The sequence below is a fragment of the Microvirga calopogonii genome (genome assembly GCF_003347665.1).
Taxonomy (GTDB): Bacteria; Pseudomonadota; Alphaproteobacteria; order Rhizobiales; family Beijerinckiaceae; genus Microvirga; species Microvirga calopogonii.
On sequence record NZ_QDGA01000010.1, the window covers coordinates 46382 to 63671 of the forward strand.

Below are 17290 nucleotides of genomic sequence, written 5' to 3' on the forward strand. Positions count from 1 at the left end.
AAGTCACACGCCCACTCTCCGGCCGCTCTTCTTGAAGGGCCTCATGGCGGCGACCGCCAGCTCGTCGACGCGGATATTGGTCGGATCGTCCGCGTGGCCCTTCACCCAGTGCCAGGCGACGTCGTGCCGGGAGGCCGCCTCGTCGAGCGCGCGCCAGAGATCCTCGTTCTTCACCGGCTTGTTGTCGGCCGTGCGCCAGCCGCGCCGTTTCCAGTTGTGCATCCATTGGGTGATGCCCTGGCGCACATATTGCGAATCCGTGAACAGGTCGACCGAGCAGGACCGCTTGAGGGCGTTCAGGCCCTCGATGGCGGCGCGGATTTCCATGCGGTTGTTGGTGGTGTGAGCCTCCCCGCCGGAGACCTCCTTCTCGCTGCCCTTGAAGAGCAGGATCGCACCCCAGCCGCCCGGCCCGGGATTTCCCGAGCAGGCGCCGTCCGTGTAGATCGTGACGCGTTCCGCCCCGCTCATGCTGCAAGCCCGTATTCGCGCGCGTGCTTCACGTGGCGGTGGAAGTTGAGCTTGCGGTCGTATTCCAGTGGATCCTTCGGTTTCACCAGCGCCCCCGGCGGTACGTTGAGCCAGTCCACGAGGCGGGTCAGCATGAAGCGCATGGCCGAGCCGCGGCAGAGGACCGGCAGGGCCTCGACCTCGTCCGCATCGAGCCTGCGGACGCTCTGATAACCCGCCAGCATTGCCCGGCCCTTGGTCAGGTTGAACGAGGCGTCGATCTCGAAGCACCAGGCGTTGAGGCAGATCGCGACGTCGTAGGCGAAGGCATCCGTGCAGGCGAAATAGAAATCGATCAGCCCCGAAACCTCGGAGCCGATGAAGAACACGTTGTCGGTGAACAGATCCGCATGGATGATGCCGGACGGCAGGTTGCGGGGCCAGGCTTCGGCCAGGCTCGCGAGTTCCCGCCGCGTCCGCTCGGCAAGGCCGGGAGACACCGTGTCCGCCTGAGCCTCGGCCTGGGCGAAGAGCGGCGCCCAGGCATCGAGCGAGAGGGCATTGGGCCGCTGCATGGCAAAGTCCTGCCCGGCCAGATGCAGCTTGGCCAGGGCGGCGCCGAGCGCTCCGCAATGCTGCGCCGTAGGGCGGCGGACCGCGATGCCGTCCAGAAACGTGATGATGACGGCCGGCCGGCCGGCGACCCGGCCCAGGGGCTCGCCCCGGCGGTTGTTGACCGGCAGCGGGCAGTTCAGCCCCCTGAGCGCCAGATGCTGCATCAGGCCCAGGAAGAAGGGTAGATCGCTCTCGCGCACCCGCTTCTCGTAGAGGGTCAGGATGTAGGAGCCCTTCGTCGTGTGGAGGAAATAGTTCGTGTTCTCCACGCCCTCGGCGATGCCCTTGTAGGACAGCACCGTGCCGATGTCGTAGGTTTCGAGGAAAGCCGAGAGCTCCTCGTCGCTCACTTCCGTATAGACCGCCACCGCTTACTCCGCCGCCTGCTCACGAAGCTCGCGAGGCAAAGGAAAGAACACGCTCTCATCTGCCGTCGACACGCTCTCGACGGAGACCTCGTACCGCTCGGCAAAGGCGTCGATGATCTCCTCGACGAGGATCTCGGGCGCGGAGGCCCCGGCCGTGATGCCCAACTTACGAATATTTCCGAACAGGCTCCAGTCGATGTCCTCGGCCCGCAGGATCAGCCGGACCAGGGGGCAGCCCTCCCGCTCCGCGACTTCGCGCAGGCGCTGGGAATTGGAGGAATTGGGCGAGCCCACCACGATCATGGCGTCGACCTGGGGCGCCACCCGCTTGACCGCGCCCTGGCGGTTCGTGGTGGCGTAGCAGATATCTTCCTTGTGCGGGCCGACGATGGTCGGGAACCGCGCCTTCAGGGCATCCACCATGTCCTGGGTATCGTCGACCGAGAGGGTCGTCTGGGTGACGAAAGCAAGATTGTCGGGATCCACCGGCCGGAGCCGGGCGATGTCGTCGACGGTCTCCACCAGGGTGGCGGCCCCCTCGGGCAACTGACCCATGGTGCCGACCACCTCCGGGTGACCCGCGTGGCCGATCAGGATGATGTGCCGGCCCCGCTTGTGATGGACCTGAGCCTCGCGATGAACCTTTGTCACCAGTGGACAGGTGGCGTCGATCCCGAAAAGGTTGCGGGCTTGCGCAGCCTCGGGCACCGATTTGGGAACTCCATGGGCCGAGAAGATCACCGGGGCCTTCGTGTCGGGCACCTCGTCGAGTTCCCGGACGAAGACGGCACCCTTCCGCCTCAGGTTTTCCACGACATATTTGTTGTGCACGATCTCGTGGCGCACATAGACCGGCGCCCCATGGATCGCGAGCGCCTTCTCGACGGCATCGATGGCACGGACGACCCCGGCGCAGAAGCCGCGCGGGGCACAGAGCAGAATGTCGAGAGAGGGCTTCATCATGATCCGGCGATGTGGCGAGACGAGGCCCTTCCTGTCAAGCGGGAGCGACGCTTATTCGCGGCAGGGATGCCTCCCTCTGACGTCATGGCCGGGACTGATCCCCGGATCAAGTCCGGGATCAGTCCCGGCCACCTCGATTGGATGAGCGCAGCGCCTCATTTGATCGAGATCACCGGCACAAGGCCGGTGATGACGAGAAAGGTTCCCTTCCGAACCTGTGCGGCAAAGCACCAAGCAGGGCAGTTCCGCTCAAGAAACGCTCGCCCTCGCCCTCTAGAATCCCTAGAAAGGTGCAGCAGCCCCTCACCTCCCCAGATCGCCCATGGCCTCCACAGTTTCCCATGTCAGCTTCCTACCGCCTGTCCTGACTTTCTGCGGGGCGGCCGTCGTGGCCGTGCCCGTGTTCCGGCTGCTCGGGCTGAGCGCCGTTCTGGGCTACCTCGCGGCCGGCGTGGCCATCGGACCATCGGGCCTGAGCCTGGTGGAGGATCCGCAAACCATCGCCACAGTCGCGGAACTGGGCGTGGTGCTGCTCCTGTTCATCATCGGCCTGGAGCTGAAGCTGTCCCATCTTTGGGAAATGAAGCGGGATATCTTCGGCCTCGGCTTCGCCCAGCTGGCCGTGACCACTCTCTGCCTCGGCGCAGCGGCCTATGCCGTCGGCTTCTCGCCCAAGGCTTCGTTCGTCACCGGCGCGGCCGTCGCGCTCTCGGCGACGGCCATCGCCCTGCAGATGCTGGGGGAGCGGAACGACCTGCAGACGCCTTATGGCCAGCGCTCCTTTGCGATCCTGCTGTTCCAGGACCTTTCGGTCGTTCCCCTCCTGGCCGTCCTGCCGCTTCTCGCCTCCGGCGCGGCCGCGGAGCACGGCTCGCTCACGGACCGCCTTCTGGCCGTCGGCGAAGCGCTGCTCGGCATCGGCGCGGTCGTGCTGATCGGCCGCTACGGGCTCAACCCCTTCTTCCGGATCCTTGCCCGCAGCGGCGCCCGCGAGGTCATGACCGCTTCGGCCCTGCTGGTTGTGCTCGGGGCCGCCCTTCTCATGCAGGAAGTCGGGCTCTCCATGGCGATGGGCGCTTTCCTCGCGGGACTGCTGCTCGCCGAATCGAACTTCCGGCACCAGCTCGAGGCCGATATCGAGCCCTTCCGCGGCATGCTGCTCGGCCTGTTCTTCATGAGCGTGGGCATGTCGATCGATCTCGCCCTCGTCCGCGAGCAATGGCTGCTGCTCGCCCTCGCGACACCCGCCGTGATCATCGGCAAGAGCCTTCTCATCGCTCTCCTGTCGCGGCTCTTCGGCGCGAGCTGGCGCGATGGACTGCGTTCGGGAGCGCTTCTGTGCACGGCGGGCGAGTTCGCCTTCGTCCTGCTCCCCGTCGCAACGGGACTCGGCCTCATGTCCTTGGCCGAAGCCCAGCCCGTCACGGCGCTTGCCGCCATCACCATGCTTCTGGGCCCGCTCCTGTCGACCTTCGTGGAGAGAACGCTCGCCAAGAGCAGCGCAAGCGAAGACCAGCCGGATGAGTCCGGCCTTCTCAGCCATGAAGGCGAGCTCGAAAGCCGCGTTCTCGTGATCGGCTTCGGCCGCTTCGGCCAGATTGTGAACCAGGTCCTGCTGGCGCAAGGCATCGAAGCGACCGTGATCGACAAGGATGTGGAGCGCATTCGCGATGCGGGACGCTTCGGGCTTCAGGTCTATTACGGCGACGGAACCCGCCTCGACGTGCTGCGCGCGGCCGGCGCCGAGAAGGCCGAAATGATCTGCATCTGCATCGACGATCACGACGCCATCCTGAAGATCATCGAGATCATTCACGAAAACTTCCAGAATGCCCGCAGCTTCGTGCGCGCCTTCGATCGCATCCACGCCATCGAGCTCATGAACCGGGATGTGGATTATCAGATCCGCGAGGTCTTCGAATCCGCCATCGTGTTCGGACGGGCGGCACTCGAGGAACTCGGGACCGAGTCCGAGGCCGCCGCCGCCGCGGCCAACGACGTGCGCAAGCGCGATATCGCACGTCTCGTGCTGCAGAAGGAGGTCGGCTCGATGGGCGGTGCCGAGCTGGTGGTGGGCGCCAAGATCACTCCGGAGCCGCTCACCGTTCCGACGAGCCGGGCCAGGGCTCTCAGTCCCGAAACGCGGGACATTCTCGGTGAAGGCGTGTTGTGATGGATGCCAGTCCTTCCGCAAAAACGGCCGAGGCGCCGACTGAGCCCCCGCGCTTCGTCGTCGGCTCGACCATGCGCCATGTTCTCGTCATGACGGGAACGGGAGCGGCCGGTCTCGTGGCCATCTTCATCGTCGACCTCGTGTCACTCCTCTACATTTCCTGGCTGAACGACCCGAGTCTGACGGCCGGCGTCGGCCTCGCCACGGTCGTGATGTTCTTCACGGTCTCGATCAATGTGGGCCTGATGATTCCCATCGGGGCACTCGTCTCCCGGGCTCTCGGCGCACGCCGGCCCAACGATGCCCGTCGATTGGCGACCTCGTGCAGCATCCTCATGGCGGCCGTCGCGGCCGTGGTCAGTCTCGTCCTCCTGCCCCTGCTGCCCACGATCCTGACCATGATCGGCGCCGGGGAGCAGACCTACGAGGTGGCACGGAACTTCCTCTGGATCGCGCTGCCGACCAACGTTCTCATGGCCATCGGCATGGCTTTCTCAACTGTCCTGCGCGCGGCTGGCGATGCCAAGCGCAGCATGTACGCCACCTTGTCGGTTGCGGCCGTCACGGTCGTCCTCGATCCCATCCTCATCTTCGGACTGGGTCTGAAGACCAACGGTGCGGCGATCACCATCAACATCGCGCGCGTCGCCTATGTCTATGTGAGCTTTCTTTATCTCACGCGCGCTCATGACCTGCTGGGGCGGCCGAACTGGAAAACGATCGCTGCCGATGCAAGACCGTTCTTCGCCATCGCGATCCCGGCCATTCTCACCAACATCGCGGCTCCGGCGGCCAACGCCTTCTTCACCGGCGTGATGGCACGGTTCGGCGATCAGGCGATTGCCGCTTCCGCCATCATAGACAGGGTTACGCCCGTGTCCTTCGCTGGCGTCTTCGCACTCGCCGGTGCCATCGGCCCCGTTCTCGGACAGAACTGGGGTGCGCAGCGTTATGATCGCATGAAGCAAACGCTCAAGGATGCGCTGACCTTCACGATCGTCTACGTGGGCAGCGTATGGCTGCTCCTCGTCCTCATGCAGGTTCCAATCACGCGAGCTTTCAACGCACCTCCGGCAACCGCCGAGATCGTCCAGGTCTTCTGCCAGCTCAGCGGCTTCATCTGGTTCTTCGTCAGCCTCGTCTTCGTGGCGAATGCCTCGTTCAACAACCTTGGCTACCCGTTGCTGTCCACCTTCTTCAACTGGGGCCGGGCCACGCTGGGTATGATCCCCTTCGCCTATTTCGGCGCCGAGATCGGCGGGCCCAAGGGGGCCCTTGTGGGGATCGGGGCGGGATCCGTTGTGTTCGGAATCGCTGCCGTCATCACTGCGTTCTGGACAATCCGGCGCCTTGAGAGGCAAGCTGTTCCGGCGGTGTGAGAAATCAGCCGCAGCGTTTCACCGTTGAGGAGGCTGCCATGTTCAACTGGTTCGACCTGATGCGCCAAGCCCAGACCAGTGCAGCCTTGGCCTCCCTCGCCCAGCAATTCAACCTGTCGGGCGATCAGACCCAGAAGACCATGGCGGCCTTCATGCCCGCCTTCGCCATGGCGCTGCAGCACGCCACCGCGTCCAGCGACCCGATGCGCCTCTTCCAGCCGATGATGAGCGGCGCCTACCAGAATTTCTGGCAGGCCGCCGGCAACCCTTTCACACCGCAAGCGCAGCAAGAAGGCAGGCGGCTCCTGGACCAGCTCTTCGGCTCCGACGAGATCAGCCGTCGCGTCGCGCATCAGGCCGCCGATTATGCGGGAATCAGCACCGAGACCATGCAGCAATTGCTGCCGCTTCTCGCAGGCATCCTGGCCGGAGGCATGTCTCACTGGATGACTGCACACGCACAGGCCCTGCAATCCTTCGCGTCCTCAAAAGACGCGTCCGGCAGCGGTAATCCCTGGGCCGATCTCTGGGCCGGATGGATGACCGCGACGAATCCTGAGAAGAAGCATGCCAACCCGTTCGAGGACATGATGGCAAGCGTACTCAAGGCTCCGCCTCCCAAGGTATCGCAGGAAGCCTCCTCCGCTCCTTCCTTCGATGAGATGATGGAAAAGGGACGCGAGATGCAGCTGCAGTATCTCGCGTCCCTCCAATCGATCTTCACCGATGCCTGGCAAAGCCAGGATAAGAAGGCTTAGGCACACCGCTTGATCGGCGTCACCATGGGAACCACGGGTCGAACCGGCTTCGCCGAATAGCCGGGTCTTTCAGCCCGGGAGTGCCGCTCCGCACTTCGAACCAACACCCATGACGGATTGCGGATAAGCGGTTCATCGAGAGCGCTCGTCACATCGCTGCGCGTCAGGCCGATATCCGCGAGCATTCGATCGTCGAACTCGGCGAGATGCCTGACCTCCCGGCGATGCTTCAACGCGGTCACAAGATTCGTGAGGGCACGGGCCAACAGCCCCAGAGCGGCCGTTCCTGAGAAGGTCATGGACGAAAATGCAGACCGGTTCATCGGAGGTCTCCTTGCTCTCACGTTCGATTCGTCGGCTTAGAACGCTGTGGAACGGGCGTTTCAGGCGTTCCAGCGTTTCAACGTGTTTCAGCGGCCGTTCCAGGAATTTAGGCTGGAACGTTTCAGCGCGTTCCAGCAGACCGTTCCAGGTGACGTTCCACGGTGTTCTACGACTTTTCCTGGAAGCACCTACCAATGGGCTTCCATGCAACTCCTTGATTTTCCTGACTTATTTCTCAGGATATGGAAGGTTGTACCAGATGCTTTTCATCACTTGAAACGATTGTTTGAGATATGTATCATCAACTTGATTGATGATGAGGGTGTCGCCATGCATCTGCTTGATATCGACCAGCTTCGGACCTTCGTGGCCATCGCGGATACGGGGTCGTTCACCCGCGCGGCGGAGATCGTGCACAAGACGCAGAGCGCGGTGTCCATGCAGATGAAGCGGCTGGAGGACCGGGTCGGCAAGGCGATCTTCGAGCGCGACGGGCGCCTGTCGAAGCTTACCGACGAGGGCGAGCGCCTGCTCGACTACGCGCGCCGGATCGTGCGGCTGAACGCGGAATGCATGGCCTCCTTCAACGAGCACGAGCTGACCGGCCGGGTGCGCCTCGGCCTTCCCGACGACTACGCCGACCGCTACCTGCCGGAGATCCTGGCCCGCTTCTCGCGCTCCAACCCGAAGGCCGAGGTGACGGTGATGTGCGAGCCGACGCCGAACCTGATCGAGCGGGTGCAGCACGGAGATATCGACCTCGCGATCATCACCCATGTGGACCGCCGCGGCCCGTCCGAGATCGTGCGCATCGAGCAGCTGTTGTGGATCACCTCGGCCCGCCACGGGGTGCACGAGGAGAGCCCGATTCCCCTGGCGCTCGGCCGCCCGAGCTGCGACTGGCGCCACTCCGCCACGGAGGCGCTGGAAAGCGCCGGCCGCCCCTTCCGCGTGGCCTATGTGAGCTGGCACTCGACCGCCGTGGGCGCGGCGGTGCTCGCGGGTCTCGCGGTCTCCGTCCTGCCGGAAAGCGCCGTGCGTCCCGGCATGCGGATCCTCGGTCCCTCGGACGGCTTCCCGGCCCTGCCCTCGTGCAAGATCGGCCTGATCCGCGCCCGCGGCGAGGAGAACCCGCTCGCCGATGCGCTCGGTTTCCACATCAAGCAGTCCCTGGACAATCTCGGCTCGACCCGCACGATGGCGCCGCTGGCGGCGGAGTAGCGCGCTGTCCGGCGAAGTGGGCACCGGTTCGCCGACAAGACAACGTGCCGGGAAAATCGCTTACTTTGCCACGGGCCTGCGCAGCACGAGCACGTTGCCCGCGAGCGCCAGCACGACGCCGATCACCGCAAGCGGCGTCCACACATAGCCCTCGATCAGGGTCGAGACCGTGAGCGCCACGATGGGGAACAGCACCGTGGCGTAGCCCGCCCGCGCGGCGCCGAGCCGCCGCAGCAGGGTGAGGTAGGACATGAAGGCCAGCACCGACGCGCCGATGGAGAGATAGAGCAGCGAGCCGACGTACTTCACCGTCGGCTCGATGATGAAGGCGTTGCCGCGCAACAGGTTCAACGCCAGCAGCACCGCGCAGCCATAGGTCATGCCCCAGGCGGTGGCGGAGAGAAGCGGCACGCCCCGGCGCTGCACCACCGTCGAGATCATGTTGCCCGAGCAGAAGAACAGCGTTCCCATCACGCAGAGCGCAAGGCCCTTGAGCGCCGCCGCGTTGAAGCCCGCGCCGGTGATTTCCGGCCAGAACAGGAACACGATGCCCGCCACCCCGATCACGCCGCCGAGCGCCACCCGCGGCTCGACCTTCTGCCGGAAGACGAGGAAGCCGAGCACCAGGTTGAACACGGAGGCGAGCGAGAACACCACCGAGAGCAGCCCGGACGGCACGCTCAAACCGCCGTAATAGAACGAGATGAAGTTGAACGAGAACAGGCAGCACCCCACCGCCGCGAATCGCAGGTGATCGGCGAGCGCAAAGCGCACCCGGTGCCCGGTGACGAGCACCCAGCCCCACATGAGCGCGGCCGCGAGCAGGAACCGCCACAGCACCGACATCTCCGGCGCCACGACCCCGAGCTGCGCCCGGATCCCGATCCAGCTCACGCCCCACAGGAACACGGTGGCGGCGTAGAGCCCCAATGTCGTCCCGTCGAGCCCTTTCACGCTTTGACCCGGCATGGCCGCAGCAGCGTCAGTCATGGCGTTCCGTCCCTTCTCGAAGCATCCGGAATACGCTCCGCCAGCCATCAGGACAAATGATGATAACTGATCGATCACCCTTGGAACGGTGATGAAACGTTCCAGGCTCTGCCCCTAGGGAAAGCCGTGGAACGCCCCGCTGGAACGGCGCTGGAACGGTTGGAACAGCTGGAACGGGCGTTCCAACGGGAAGTCGTCCTGGATGGGACCGGACCAGAGAGTTCAGACATTGCAGGAAGAATGAAACTTCATATCATGGCGCTGCCGCGATGTGAGAAGCCCATGCCCTATTATGTCTATCTCCTTGCGAGCCGCCGCCACGGCACGCTCTACCTGGGTGTGACGAACGATCTTGCGCGGCGAGTCGACGAGCACAAACGCAAGGTCATTCCCGGCTTTTCGGCCCTCTACGACATCTCCCGTCTCGTCTGGTATGAGGTCTACGACCGGATCGACGAAGCCATCGCCCGCGAGAAAAGCCTCAAGAAGTGGCGCCGCGATTGGAAGGTCACTCTGATCGAGGAGATGAACCCCGACTGGTCGGATCTTTATCCCAGCTTGAATGGGTAAAGAGCTCACGCCCTTCCCGTCATTCCGGGGCGCGCCTTCGGCGCGAACCCGGAACCCATAACCTCGACATAGAAAGAGTGAGCGAGCAGCGTCACGCCTCCTGCAACGTCAGCGTTTCTGGGTTCCGGGTTCCGCTGCGCGGCCCCGGAATGACAATGGTCGCCAATCTTGACCGGTCTCCGCCTCACATTATAATGTTCATGTTTTGTTCTTATTTGACGAGATTGATTGTCGTGACGTCCCCCACTTCCCCCGTCCCGTCCGACCCGGACCACGCCGGCCCCTCGGGGTTCCGCCAAAAGCTCCCGCCTGAGCGGATCGCCCTGTTGCGCGAATGGGTGGAATGCACCACCCGCCCGTTCAAGAAGATCGGCAAGGAACTCGGCGTCTCGCCCGCGACGATCTCGCGTTATGCGAAGGAAGGCGGCTGGAAGCGCCCGGCGGGAGCGGCTCCGCCGCCCGCCATCGCCCGACGCAACCCGGCGCCCGCGCGCCGGCAGGGCGACGCCCCACCCCTCCCTCCGGCCCCTCGGGATAGGACTACCCCATCAGCCCATCCGCGCGAGCACATCGTCGAACGGCTCTGGACCCTGGCGGAGCGCCACGCCGAGGTCCTGGAGACCCAGCCCATCGAGCGCGCCGAACGCTCCCTCCAGCCGCTCGCCCGCCTCACCCGCACGCTCGGCGAGATCGACAAGCACGTCCGCCCGCCCCTGCCCGCACAGGAAGACGAGGCCGGCTACGAGATCGACGCCCCCAAGCCCCGCCGCACGCTCAACGAGCTGCGCGACGAACTCGCCGCCCATCTGGAGCGCATCAACCGTGAGGAAGGTTATGGCTGGGACGTGCGGGAATGGTGGTTCAAGGATGGCGGGGGGATTTAGACGGGGAAGAGGCCAAGGGCTGCAACCTGACCATGAACGGCCCATCGCAATCCTTCAAACGCACGCGCTTGAGAGGCGATGTTTGGTGGGGATCTGGCAGGTAAAGGTTTGACCAGGGGCGGGCCTCCGGACACTTGAGATTTCAGGTTTCATACGACCGGATCCCAGGGTTTTCCCTGATACACGTCAGGGCGGCACGCTCTAGGTCTTCTGGAATCATGAACAGCCGAAGTGACATGCTCCCTGCCGCGCACAGCGCATGATGTGAGCTTTCGTAGCGTTCGAATTGCCGGGCAAACGCCCGTCCGTGGCACTTGCGAAAGGGTCGGACATGCAGCGCAAAAGCAAACTCACAAGTGTGATCGCCACGGCAGTGCTGCTCCTGGGCACGGCCGTTTATGGACAGGACAAATACGCGTTGACCTCACCGAGCGGGATCGCGTTCTCCGACTTTAAGGGTTACGAGGACTGGGCGGTGGTCTCTTCCGCCCGGACCGATGAAGTCCTCAAGGTGATCGTCGCCAATCCGACCATGATCGAGGCGTACAAGGCCGGCGTCCCCGGCAACGGCCGACCTTTCCCCGATGGCTCCAAGATCGTGAAGCTCCAGTGGAAGCCGAAGAAGAGCACGGAAGCTCCCTTCGTCGTGGATGTGCCCGACGTCTTCTCACAGGCCTTTGTCATCGAAAAGGACAGCGCACGATTTCCGGACAGCGGTGGCTGGGGCTACGCGCTGTTCAACTACGAAGCCGCATCGGACTCGTTCACGGCCGATCCCAGCCCTTCGGATTGTGGACACGCGTGCCATGTCGCCGTGAAGGCGAAGGACCACATCTTCCACCCGTACCAGAAGCGTTGAACCATGCGTGTGGATTGGTTCGAGCCGATCTCCTACACGCCGTAGAACTTCTCCAACCGGCCGCGTCAAGCCAGACCTCAATCAATTGCGGACGCACCGTGCGTCTGGCGCGCATCAACCGCTTTGACCTCGACTGTGACTTCACGGGCAACGCCCTTCGGGAAGTGATCTCGCCCAAGATCGGCCGCCCATGTGGCGGCCTCGCGCTCGGCCGCATCCAAACTCTCAAGCTCAAGGCCCCCTTCATCCCGAACCAAGCTCTCGCACTCCCGCACGTCGAAGTAGAACCGAGGCACCACACACTGCTTCTGAGCTAGGAGCCGACAAACTCAGCAGAAAGCCGTTTGTTCGATCCCGTCGGGAACCCCTGCCGGATCCCATGATTTATGGCTCACTAAGTGTGAGCTGGGTTCAGAAGCTATGTTTGAGTTGCACCCGGAGCTCGCTCAACTCGAGAAGAATATCGCCGACACCCAGCGGCTCGTCTCCCGGCAGATCGCCCGGATCGAGCGGATAACCAAGCAGGGGGCGGATACCGAAACGGCCTTGGCCGTTCTTCACGGGCTGGAGCAGGTCCTCGATTACTTTTACGCTCAGCGGGAGCGCATCCTCGACATCCTCACGCGACAGTAAGAACTTTATAAAACAGCCTTCCGCGAAATTCGCAGCAAACAACGACATTCCAAACTGTCAAAAGATCGTTCCAAGCGGTCAAGCTCGGTTCTCCGGCTCATCGCTAGACTGATGCCGTGAAAATGCGGTCCCCTCGCGGGGCAGGCCTGCCCCGACCTCGCCCTAGCGCATCGGACGGACCCGGAGGGCCGTTACGCGGTGTCCCGCCGGACGCTGTATCGGCACGTTAAAGCCGAAGGCAGTTCGCTCCGAAAATTGACCAACGAGGTCCGCTGCGAGTTGCGATCATCGCATCGTTGGCCCTCGGCGTTACTCCAGGATGAGCATCGATCAAGAATTGCGGAGAAATCGGACGCTCTGATCCAAATCTGGTCAAAATTGCCTTTAGGCTCTGCATGGTCCACCGAGGAACGTTCGATGATCAAGAACGAGATCGAAGCTGTCGCTCGGGCTTTCTACGACCTGCAGGACTGCGCCCGAGGCTGGGACCGCGAGCCCGCGCGGCTCAAAGAGCAGTTTCTGAGCGATGCTCGGGCGAGCATCGCGGCTCTCGATGAGCACAGGGTCGTGCAATCATTCCGGAGCAACAGGCTGCGCCACTCTGACTGCGATGTTGGAGACAACCCTCCTGTGGAGGCGCCGAGGATTGCCGCAAGCGGACATGACCGAGGATGCAGGGAGGTGGCGCACACCGGCAACGAACATGCCTTCGAGGTCTGCTCCAAGGCGAGTTCCAGCGCGGCCAAACTTTCGGCTCTCTCCTGGGAGCAAATTCACGATAGCAAGGCGCGGATCGCTCAGTCTTTCGCTCTGCTCCAAAGATATCCTACTCCATAGCCCGATATGCTCGTCGCCAGTCATTGATGGATAGAGCAGGCAACGGCCTCCATTATTGGAAGATCCGGAAATGGCACTCCGCTGAAGTCGGCGAAACAGCAGCTTCGGAATAGAAGCCGGCACGTATCAACATGGCGTTCCAGGAAGGAGCGCTGAGGGTTACGTATCCGTCTGCCTCATCGATCAAGATGAATTTCCGCGCCTTCCACGCAATCCAGGAATGACAGTTGGGTACATTCCCTTCGCCGTCATGACCGTGACGAGCACGGCCATGACGCGGGAGGGTGGCATTCCGGGGCGCGCCTTTGGTGCGAACCCGGAACCCATAAACACTAACGATGCAGAAAGAGATGTAACGCGGCTCGCGCTTTCCTATGACGTCGCGGCTCTGGGTTTCCACGCCTTCGGCGCGGTCCTTCGGGTCGGGCTCGCCTGCGGCGCCCCGGAATGACAGGGCGTGTATCCTCTCACCATCATGGCCGGACTTGTTCCGGCTATCCACGTTTCAGGAAACTCTGCCCTCATCCTGAGAGGCTGGCTCATCAAGCGGCGCGGGTATGCCCTCCCCCTTGTGGGGAGGGGTGGCTGCGCAAGCAGCCGGGGTGGGGGTGTGAGCGCCAGGATTTCAGAACGTGGCGCCGACACCCCCACCTCCACCTCCACCTCCTCCCCACAAGGGGGAGGAGAGTTCCCAGTGCTTTACGGGCCAGACTCTGAGGAGCAGACGTCGTCTGCGTCTCGACGGATCATCCATTGCGTTCTGGATCCTCCTTCGAGACGCCTGCTCCGCAGGCTCCTCAGGATGAGGGCAGAGGGTGTCTCGCACTGTCATCCCGGGGCCGCGTGAGCGGAGCCCGGGACATAACCGCAACCGGCGCAGACAGGCGCGCACCGCGACCCGCTTTTTCTTGAGACGTCGCCGTTATGGATCCCCGCCTGCGCGGGGATGACAGGAGGGTATGCGGCCACGAGCGCAGCGTCCCCATTGACCCCGCACCCCTGTTGCGTGTTACCTCGTCGCCGGAACCGGGCGCACCTGGCTCTGGGGCGTCAGAACCCCTCCGAAGGCGGCCGGTATCGGCCGTCAACGATGCCTTCCCAACCTTACGGTCGGGGAGGTGCTGTCGCATGTCCAGGGCGAAAGCCTAAAGGGCAGCGCGGTCGTCCTTCGGCGGCTTCTGAACTCCCCGACCACCAGCTCCCGCTGGTGGTCGTCTCGATCAAGGGAGTTGCCGCAATGGAGCAGCCGTACAGCCTGTGGGCCGATTGGCTCTCGAAGTTCCACACCTGGCCCGAATTCATACAGGCGCTCTGGCTGGTTGCCGGGCCGGCGACCTTGCTCGGCCTCGCCTGGCTGACGATGCGCGGCCTCGTCCAGCTCGCTCCCCTGCTCTCCCGTCGGGAACAGCGCGGCGAGTCGCACGGACATGGCGAGTGGCGCGGCCACGGCGAGTGGCGCGGCCACCTGATCTACGGCGTGTACCAGGACCCGCAGGGGCGCTGGATGGTCTACTGGCACGGGCGCAAGCCTGAAGAAGTGGATTGGGAGAACCCGCCGCCGGAACTGATCGGGCGCGGGTCGGTGATCCAGGGCGTGTTCCGCAGGCCGGAGGCGTGAGAGGCTCCCCCCTCAGACCGCACCCCGGGGACCCGGGTGCCTGGTCCCTGGCCATGCCGACAACGCAGTATCGACAACTTGCATCAGTCTTTCCGTGCATGCTCCGTCACAAGCCTGTGCCGACATGCCCTGCACGACGGCCGCGTAGAAGCGTGCGAGACCATCGATGTCGGTCCCCGTGGGGAGTTCGCCCTCATCGATCGCGCGCTGGAAGCGTGTCTTGAGAGCCTGGATCGACGCCTCTCGCCGCGCGGCGACGACTGTGGCGACGGACTCATTCTCCTTGGCATGTTGAAGGACAGCGGTCGAGACGATACAGCCGCGCGGCTTGCCTGGATCGGTGATACCTTGCACGACGTCGCGAAGGTAGAACGCAAGGGCGTCATAGGCTGACATCGCTCCTTGCAGCGCTTCGGATCGGCTTTTGCCTTCACGCTCGATCGTATGGTCGAGGGCCTGCCGGTAAAGGTCTTCCTTCGAACCGAAGGCCGCGTACAGGGACGGCGGCGTGATCCCCATGGCCTGCGTGAGGTCGGCAATCGACGTTCCCTCATATCCATGCTGCCAGAAAAGCCGCGCCGCGATCTCAAGCCCGGCCTCGCGATCCAGCATTCTCGGCCTGCCCCGTTTTCGGGTCAGCTCGCTCATTTTATAGTGATCCCTATAAATTTATTGACCAGACATTTTCCCCGTTTATTATATCGATCACTAGATAAATCGCAACGGAGTGAGCGATGCCTGGAAGACTGTCGAACAAAGTGGCCCTCATCACGGGAAGTTCACGGGGGATCGGCCGCGCCACTGCGCTGGCTTTCGCGAAGGAAGGCGCAGCGCTGATCGGCGTTCATTACACCAGCAACGCGGATGCGGCCCATGCCACCGTTCGCGAGATCGAAGCACTGGGAGCCAAGGCCGTCGCCATCAAGGCCGACCTGAGAAATGGCAGGGAAGCGGCGGAAAGCCTTTGGGAGCAGTTCAGGGCGGCGATAGGCGCCACGGGGGAACACGGGCTGGATATTCTCGTCAACAACGCAGGCGTGGCACCCGCTGTCCCTCTCGCCCAAACCAGCGAGGCCGTCTTCGACGAGATTATGACGATCAATCTGAAGGCGCCGTTCTTCCTGATTCAGGCGGTCGCCGACCATATCCGCGACAATGGGCGCATCATCAACATCTCCACAGGCTTCACCCGCGTCGCCGCCCCCACTCATCCCGCCTATGCAGCATCGAAAGGCGCGCTCGAAACGCTGACGCTGGCGCTCGCGCCGGAGTTCGGTCGCCGTGGCATCACGGTGAATGCGGTCATGCCCGGCGTCACGGAAACCGACATGAATGCAGAGTGGCTCACGATCCCGGAGGCGCGTGCCGGCGCGGAAGCGATGTCGGTCTTCTCGCGGGTCGGCCAAGCCGCCGATGTCGCGGACGTCATTGCCTTCGTCGCCTCGCATGATGCGCGGTGGACGACGGGCCAGGCGCTGGACGCCACGGGCGGCGCCCGGCTCTGAACCCTGCATTCGCTCTATCCGGTTGGTGCGCCCGCGCAATCTGCGGGCGTGCCGATGCCTCATCGTTCCGATGTTCAGAACGTTCGGTTTCCTATCCTCGGTAGCGCCGACCGCTTTCGACGGGAACGTTCATGGGTGGGTCAGAGATCGATTTTCATCGGGTTGTTGGGTTGTCTCGGAGGTCCGCCGAAGTTTCTCGAAATCGGCCGGCTGGTCATCCTCGAGCGCGGAGCCGAGCAGACGAAGGGCTCCTGCGATCAAGACGATGGCGGCCGGTTTCACGAGCATCTCCCAGGTGACGCGCGTCCCCATCTCCACAACGTCGGTGACGAAATCCACCACCAGGTACACCAGAACCACCTGGATCAGAGTGATCTTGATTTCCCCAAGACCTTCGACCCGCATCCACAGCGGTGCTTTGGCGCGAACGCTGGAGGGGAGGCTGAAGGCGAAGCCGAACGTGATTGCATAGGCGAACACGATCAGGACGAGGCCGAACAAGAACGCATCCGTGGCTTGCATCACTGTGGCGATGACCAGCGTCTCGGTGTCGGCACTCGGCTGAACAACCATCTCCAGGGCATATGCCAGCTTCAGGCAGCCCTCGAAAAACATCAGCATGGCACCGACTGCCGCCCCAAGAGCAGCGACGAGGGTGACCCAGCGCAGGGACAGGATGTAGCGGATCATCTGACGACGAGCCCTCAGCCAGTGTCGTGGCCCCGGGACAGTTTTAACATATCAGTCAGGAAACGCACTCCGTCTTCATCGAGATGGTTGCGACAGCCGCGCCCTCGCCTCATCCGGACATTTGGCACAGCCTTCAATCCCTCACCGAATCTGCAGGAACTGCTGAAGAAGGCGGTCGAGACGGCGCTCCGGATGACTCGCGCCGCACCTCCCCTGATCCGTTCTCCCACGCGCGTCCATGTTCCATAACGTCGTGCTTCGCGAGATCAGGAGGGCGAAGACAATCCAGATGAGCCCGATCAGGTTCCGTTATTCTCGGCGACCATGAAGATAAATGCAGATATTCCACCTAGACAGCAATGTTTTTCAAAAACTTAACATGGCTTAAAGCCAATGACTTACATTTGTGATTGAGTATTTTTATTATTGGCAATCCATCTTGGGCGCTGATGA

At 63.2% G+C, this 17290-nt stretch carries 19 protein-coding genes; 11 read left to right on the forward strand and 8 right to left on the reverse strand.

From position 1 onward, the window contains the following. Positions 1–3 precede the first annotated feature (3 nt). The 3 genes from rnhA to ispH are packed head-to-tail and all read right to left on the reverse strand — an operon-like array spanning position 4 to position 2396. Positions 4–471, reverse strand: a complete 468-nt coding sequence (gene rnhA, locus DDF70_RS11035) for a ribonuclease HI (RefSeq protein ID WP_114944922.1) — start codon at positions 469–471, stop codon at positions 4–6. Further along, positions 468–1433: a homoserine kinase gene (locus tag DDF70_RS11040; RefSeq protein ID WP_114944923.1), complete on the reverse strand. Its 966-nt coding sequence runs from the start codon at positions 1431–1433 to the stop codon at positions 468–470. The genes rnhA and DDF70_RS11040 overlap by 4 nt, the downstream gene beginning before the upstream one ends. Positions 1434–1436: 3 nt before the next feature. Continuing rightward, positions 1437–2396: a 4-hydroxy-3-methylbut-2-enyl diphosphate reductase gene (ispH, locus tag DDF70_RS11045; protein ID WP_114944924.1), complete on the reverse strand. Its 960-nt coding sequence runs from the start codon at positions 2394–2396 to the stop codon at positions 1437–1439. Positions 2397–2718: 322 nt separating this feature from the next. Between ispH and DDF70_RS11050 the strand changes: the two genes are divergently transcribed. From DDF70_RS11050 to DDF70_RS11060, 3 genes are read left to right on the forward strand one after another with little or no spacing between them, the layout of a single operon-like run. Further along, positions 2719–4569, forward strand: a complete 1851-nt coding sequence (locus DDF70_RS11050) for a monovalent cation:proton antiporter-2 (CPA2) family protein (protein WP_114944925.1) — start codon at positions 2719–2721, stop codon at positions 4567–4569. After that, positions 4569–5948 carry an MATE family efflux transporter gene (locus DDF70_RS11055; RefSeq protein WP_114944926.1) on the forward strand — a complete coding sequence of 460 codons (1380 nt, stop codon included), beginning with the start codon at positions 4569–4571 and terminating at the stop codon, positions 5946–5948. The genes DDF70_RS11050 and DDF70_RS11055 overlap by 1 nt, the downstream gene beginning before the upstream one ends. A 38-nt stretch (positions 5949–5986) precedes the next feature. Next, complete coding sequence (locus DDF70_RS11060) at positions 5987–6706, forward strand: DUF937 domain-containing protein (RefSeq protein WP_114944927.1); 720 nt, start codon at positions 5987–5989, stop codon at positions 6704–6706. Here DDF70_RS11060 and DDF70_RS11065 read toward each other — a convergent pair. Further along, positions 6703–7029 (reverse strand): DUF1127 domain-containing protein, encoded by a 327-nt coding sequence (locus DDF70_RS11065; protein WP_114944928.1) that lies wholly within the window; start codon positions 7027–7029, stop codon positions 6703–6705. The genes DDF70_RS11060 and DDF70_RS11065 overlap by 4 nt on opposite strands. A 331-nt stretch (positions 7030–7360) precedes the next feature. Between DDF70_RS11065 and DDF70_RS11070 the strand changes: the two genes are divergently transcribed. Further along, complete coding sequence (locus DDF70_RS11070) at positions 7361–8251, forward strand: LysR substrate-binding domain-containing protein (protein WP_114944929.1); 891 nt, start codon at positions 7361–7363, stop codon at positions 8249–8251. Positions 8252–8311: 60 nt separating this feature from the next. Here the strand turns inward: DDF70_RS11070 and DDF70_RS11075 are convergent, their stop codons facing one another. Further along, a complete protein-coding gene (locus DDF70_RS11075; RefSeq protein WP_114945002.1) occupies positions 8312–9241 on the reverse strand; it encodes a DMT family transporter in 930 nt (309 codons plus the stop codon). Between the two features lie 282 nt (positions 9242–9523). Between DDF70_RS11075 and DDF70_RS11080 the strand changes: the two genes are divergently transcribed. The 3 genes from DDF70_RS11080 (at position 9524) to DDF70_RS11090 (ending at position 11554) form a co-directional block, all read left to right on the forward strand. Beyond that, the gene (locus DDF70_RS11080) at positions 9524–9811 is read left to right on the forward strand and encodes a GIY-YIG nuclease family protein (RefSeq protein ID WP_114944930.1); all 288 of its coding nucleotides are present in this window, start codon (positions 9524–9526) and stop codon (positions 9809–9811) included. Between the two features lie 233 nt (positions 9812–10044). Continuing rightward, entirely contained in the window at positions 10045–10695 is a 651-nt protein-coding gene (locus DDF70_RS11085; protein ID WP_162820341.1) for a hypothetical protein, read from the forward strand. Positions 10696–11026: 331 nt separating this feature from the next. Then, positions 11027–11554, forward strand: a complete 528-nt coding sequence (locus tag DDF70_RS11090; protein ID WP_114944932.1) for a cytochrome P460 family protein — start codon at positions 11027–11029, stop codon at positions 11552–11554. 77 nt (positions 11555–11631) lie between these two features. Here the strand turns inward: DDF70_RS11090 and DDF70_RS36525 are convergent, their stop codons facing one another. Then, on the reverse strand, positions 11632–11850 hold the full coding sequence (locus tag DDF70_RS36525; protein WP_162820342.1) for a DUF6894 family protein: 219 nt from the start codon (positions 11848–11850) through the stop codon (positions 11632–11634). 124 nt (positions 11851–11974) lie between these two features. Here DDF70_RS36525 and DDF70_RS11100 point away from each other — a divergent pair, with 124 nt between their 5' ends. From DDF70_RS11100 to DDF70_RS11115, 3 genes are all read left to right on the forward strand, one after another. Next, entirely contained in the window at positions 11975–12187 is a 213-nt protein-coding gene (locus tag DDF70_RS11100; protein ID WP_114944934.1) for a hypothetical protein, read from the forward strand. A 1057-nt stretch (positions 12188–13244) separates the two neighbouring features. After that, positions 13245–13475: a hypothetical protein gene (locus tag DDF70_RS11110; RefSeq protein ID WP_114944935.1), complete on the forward strand. Its 231-nt coding sequence runs from the start codon at positions 13245–13247 to the stop codon at positions 13473–13475. A gap of 786 nt (positions 13476–14261) precedes the next feature. Further along, entirely contained in the window at positions 14262–14642 is a 381-nt protein-coding gene (locus DDF70_RS11115) for a hypothetical protein (RefSeq protein WP_114944936.1), read from the forward strand. A gap of 12 nt (positions 14643–14654) precedes the next feature. Here the strand turns inward: DDF70_RS11115 and DDF70_RS11120 are convergent, their stop codons facing one another. Further along, complete coding sequence (locus DDF70_RS11120; RefSeq protein WP_114944937.1) at positions 14655–15290, reverse strand: TetR/AcrR family transcriptional regulator; 636 nt, start codon at positions 15288–15290, stop codon at positions 14655–14657. 86 nt (positions 15291–15376) lie between these two features. Here DDF70_RS11120 and DDF70_RS11125 point away from each other — a divergent pair, with 86 nt between their 5' ends. Beyond that, on the forward strand, positions 15377–16147 hold the full coding sequence (locus DDF70_RS11125; protein ID WP_114944938.1) for an SDR family oxidoreductase: 771 nt from the start codon (positions 15377–15379) through the stop codon (positions 16145–16147). A gap of 129 nt (positions 16148–16276) precedes the next feature. Here the strand turns inward: DDF70_RS11125 and DDF70_RS11130 are convergent, their stop codons facing one another. Beyond that, positions 16277–16837: a YqhA family protein gene (locus DDF70_RS11130; protein WP_114944939.1), complete on the reverse strand. Its 561-nt coding sequence runs from the start codon at positions 16835–16837 to the stop codon at positions 16277–16279. Positions 16838–17290: the final 453 nt, after the last annotated feature.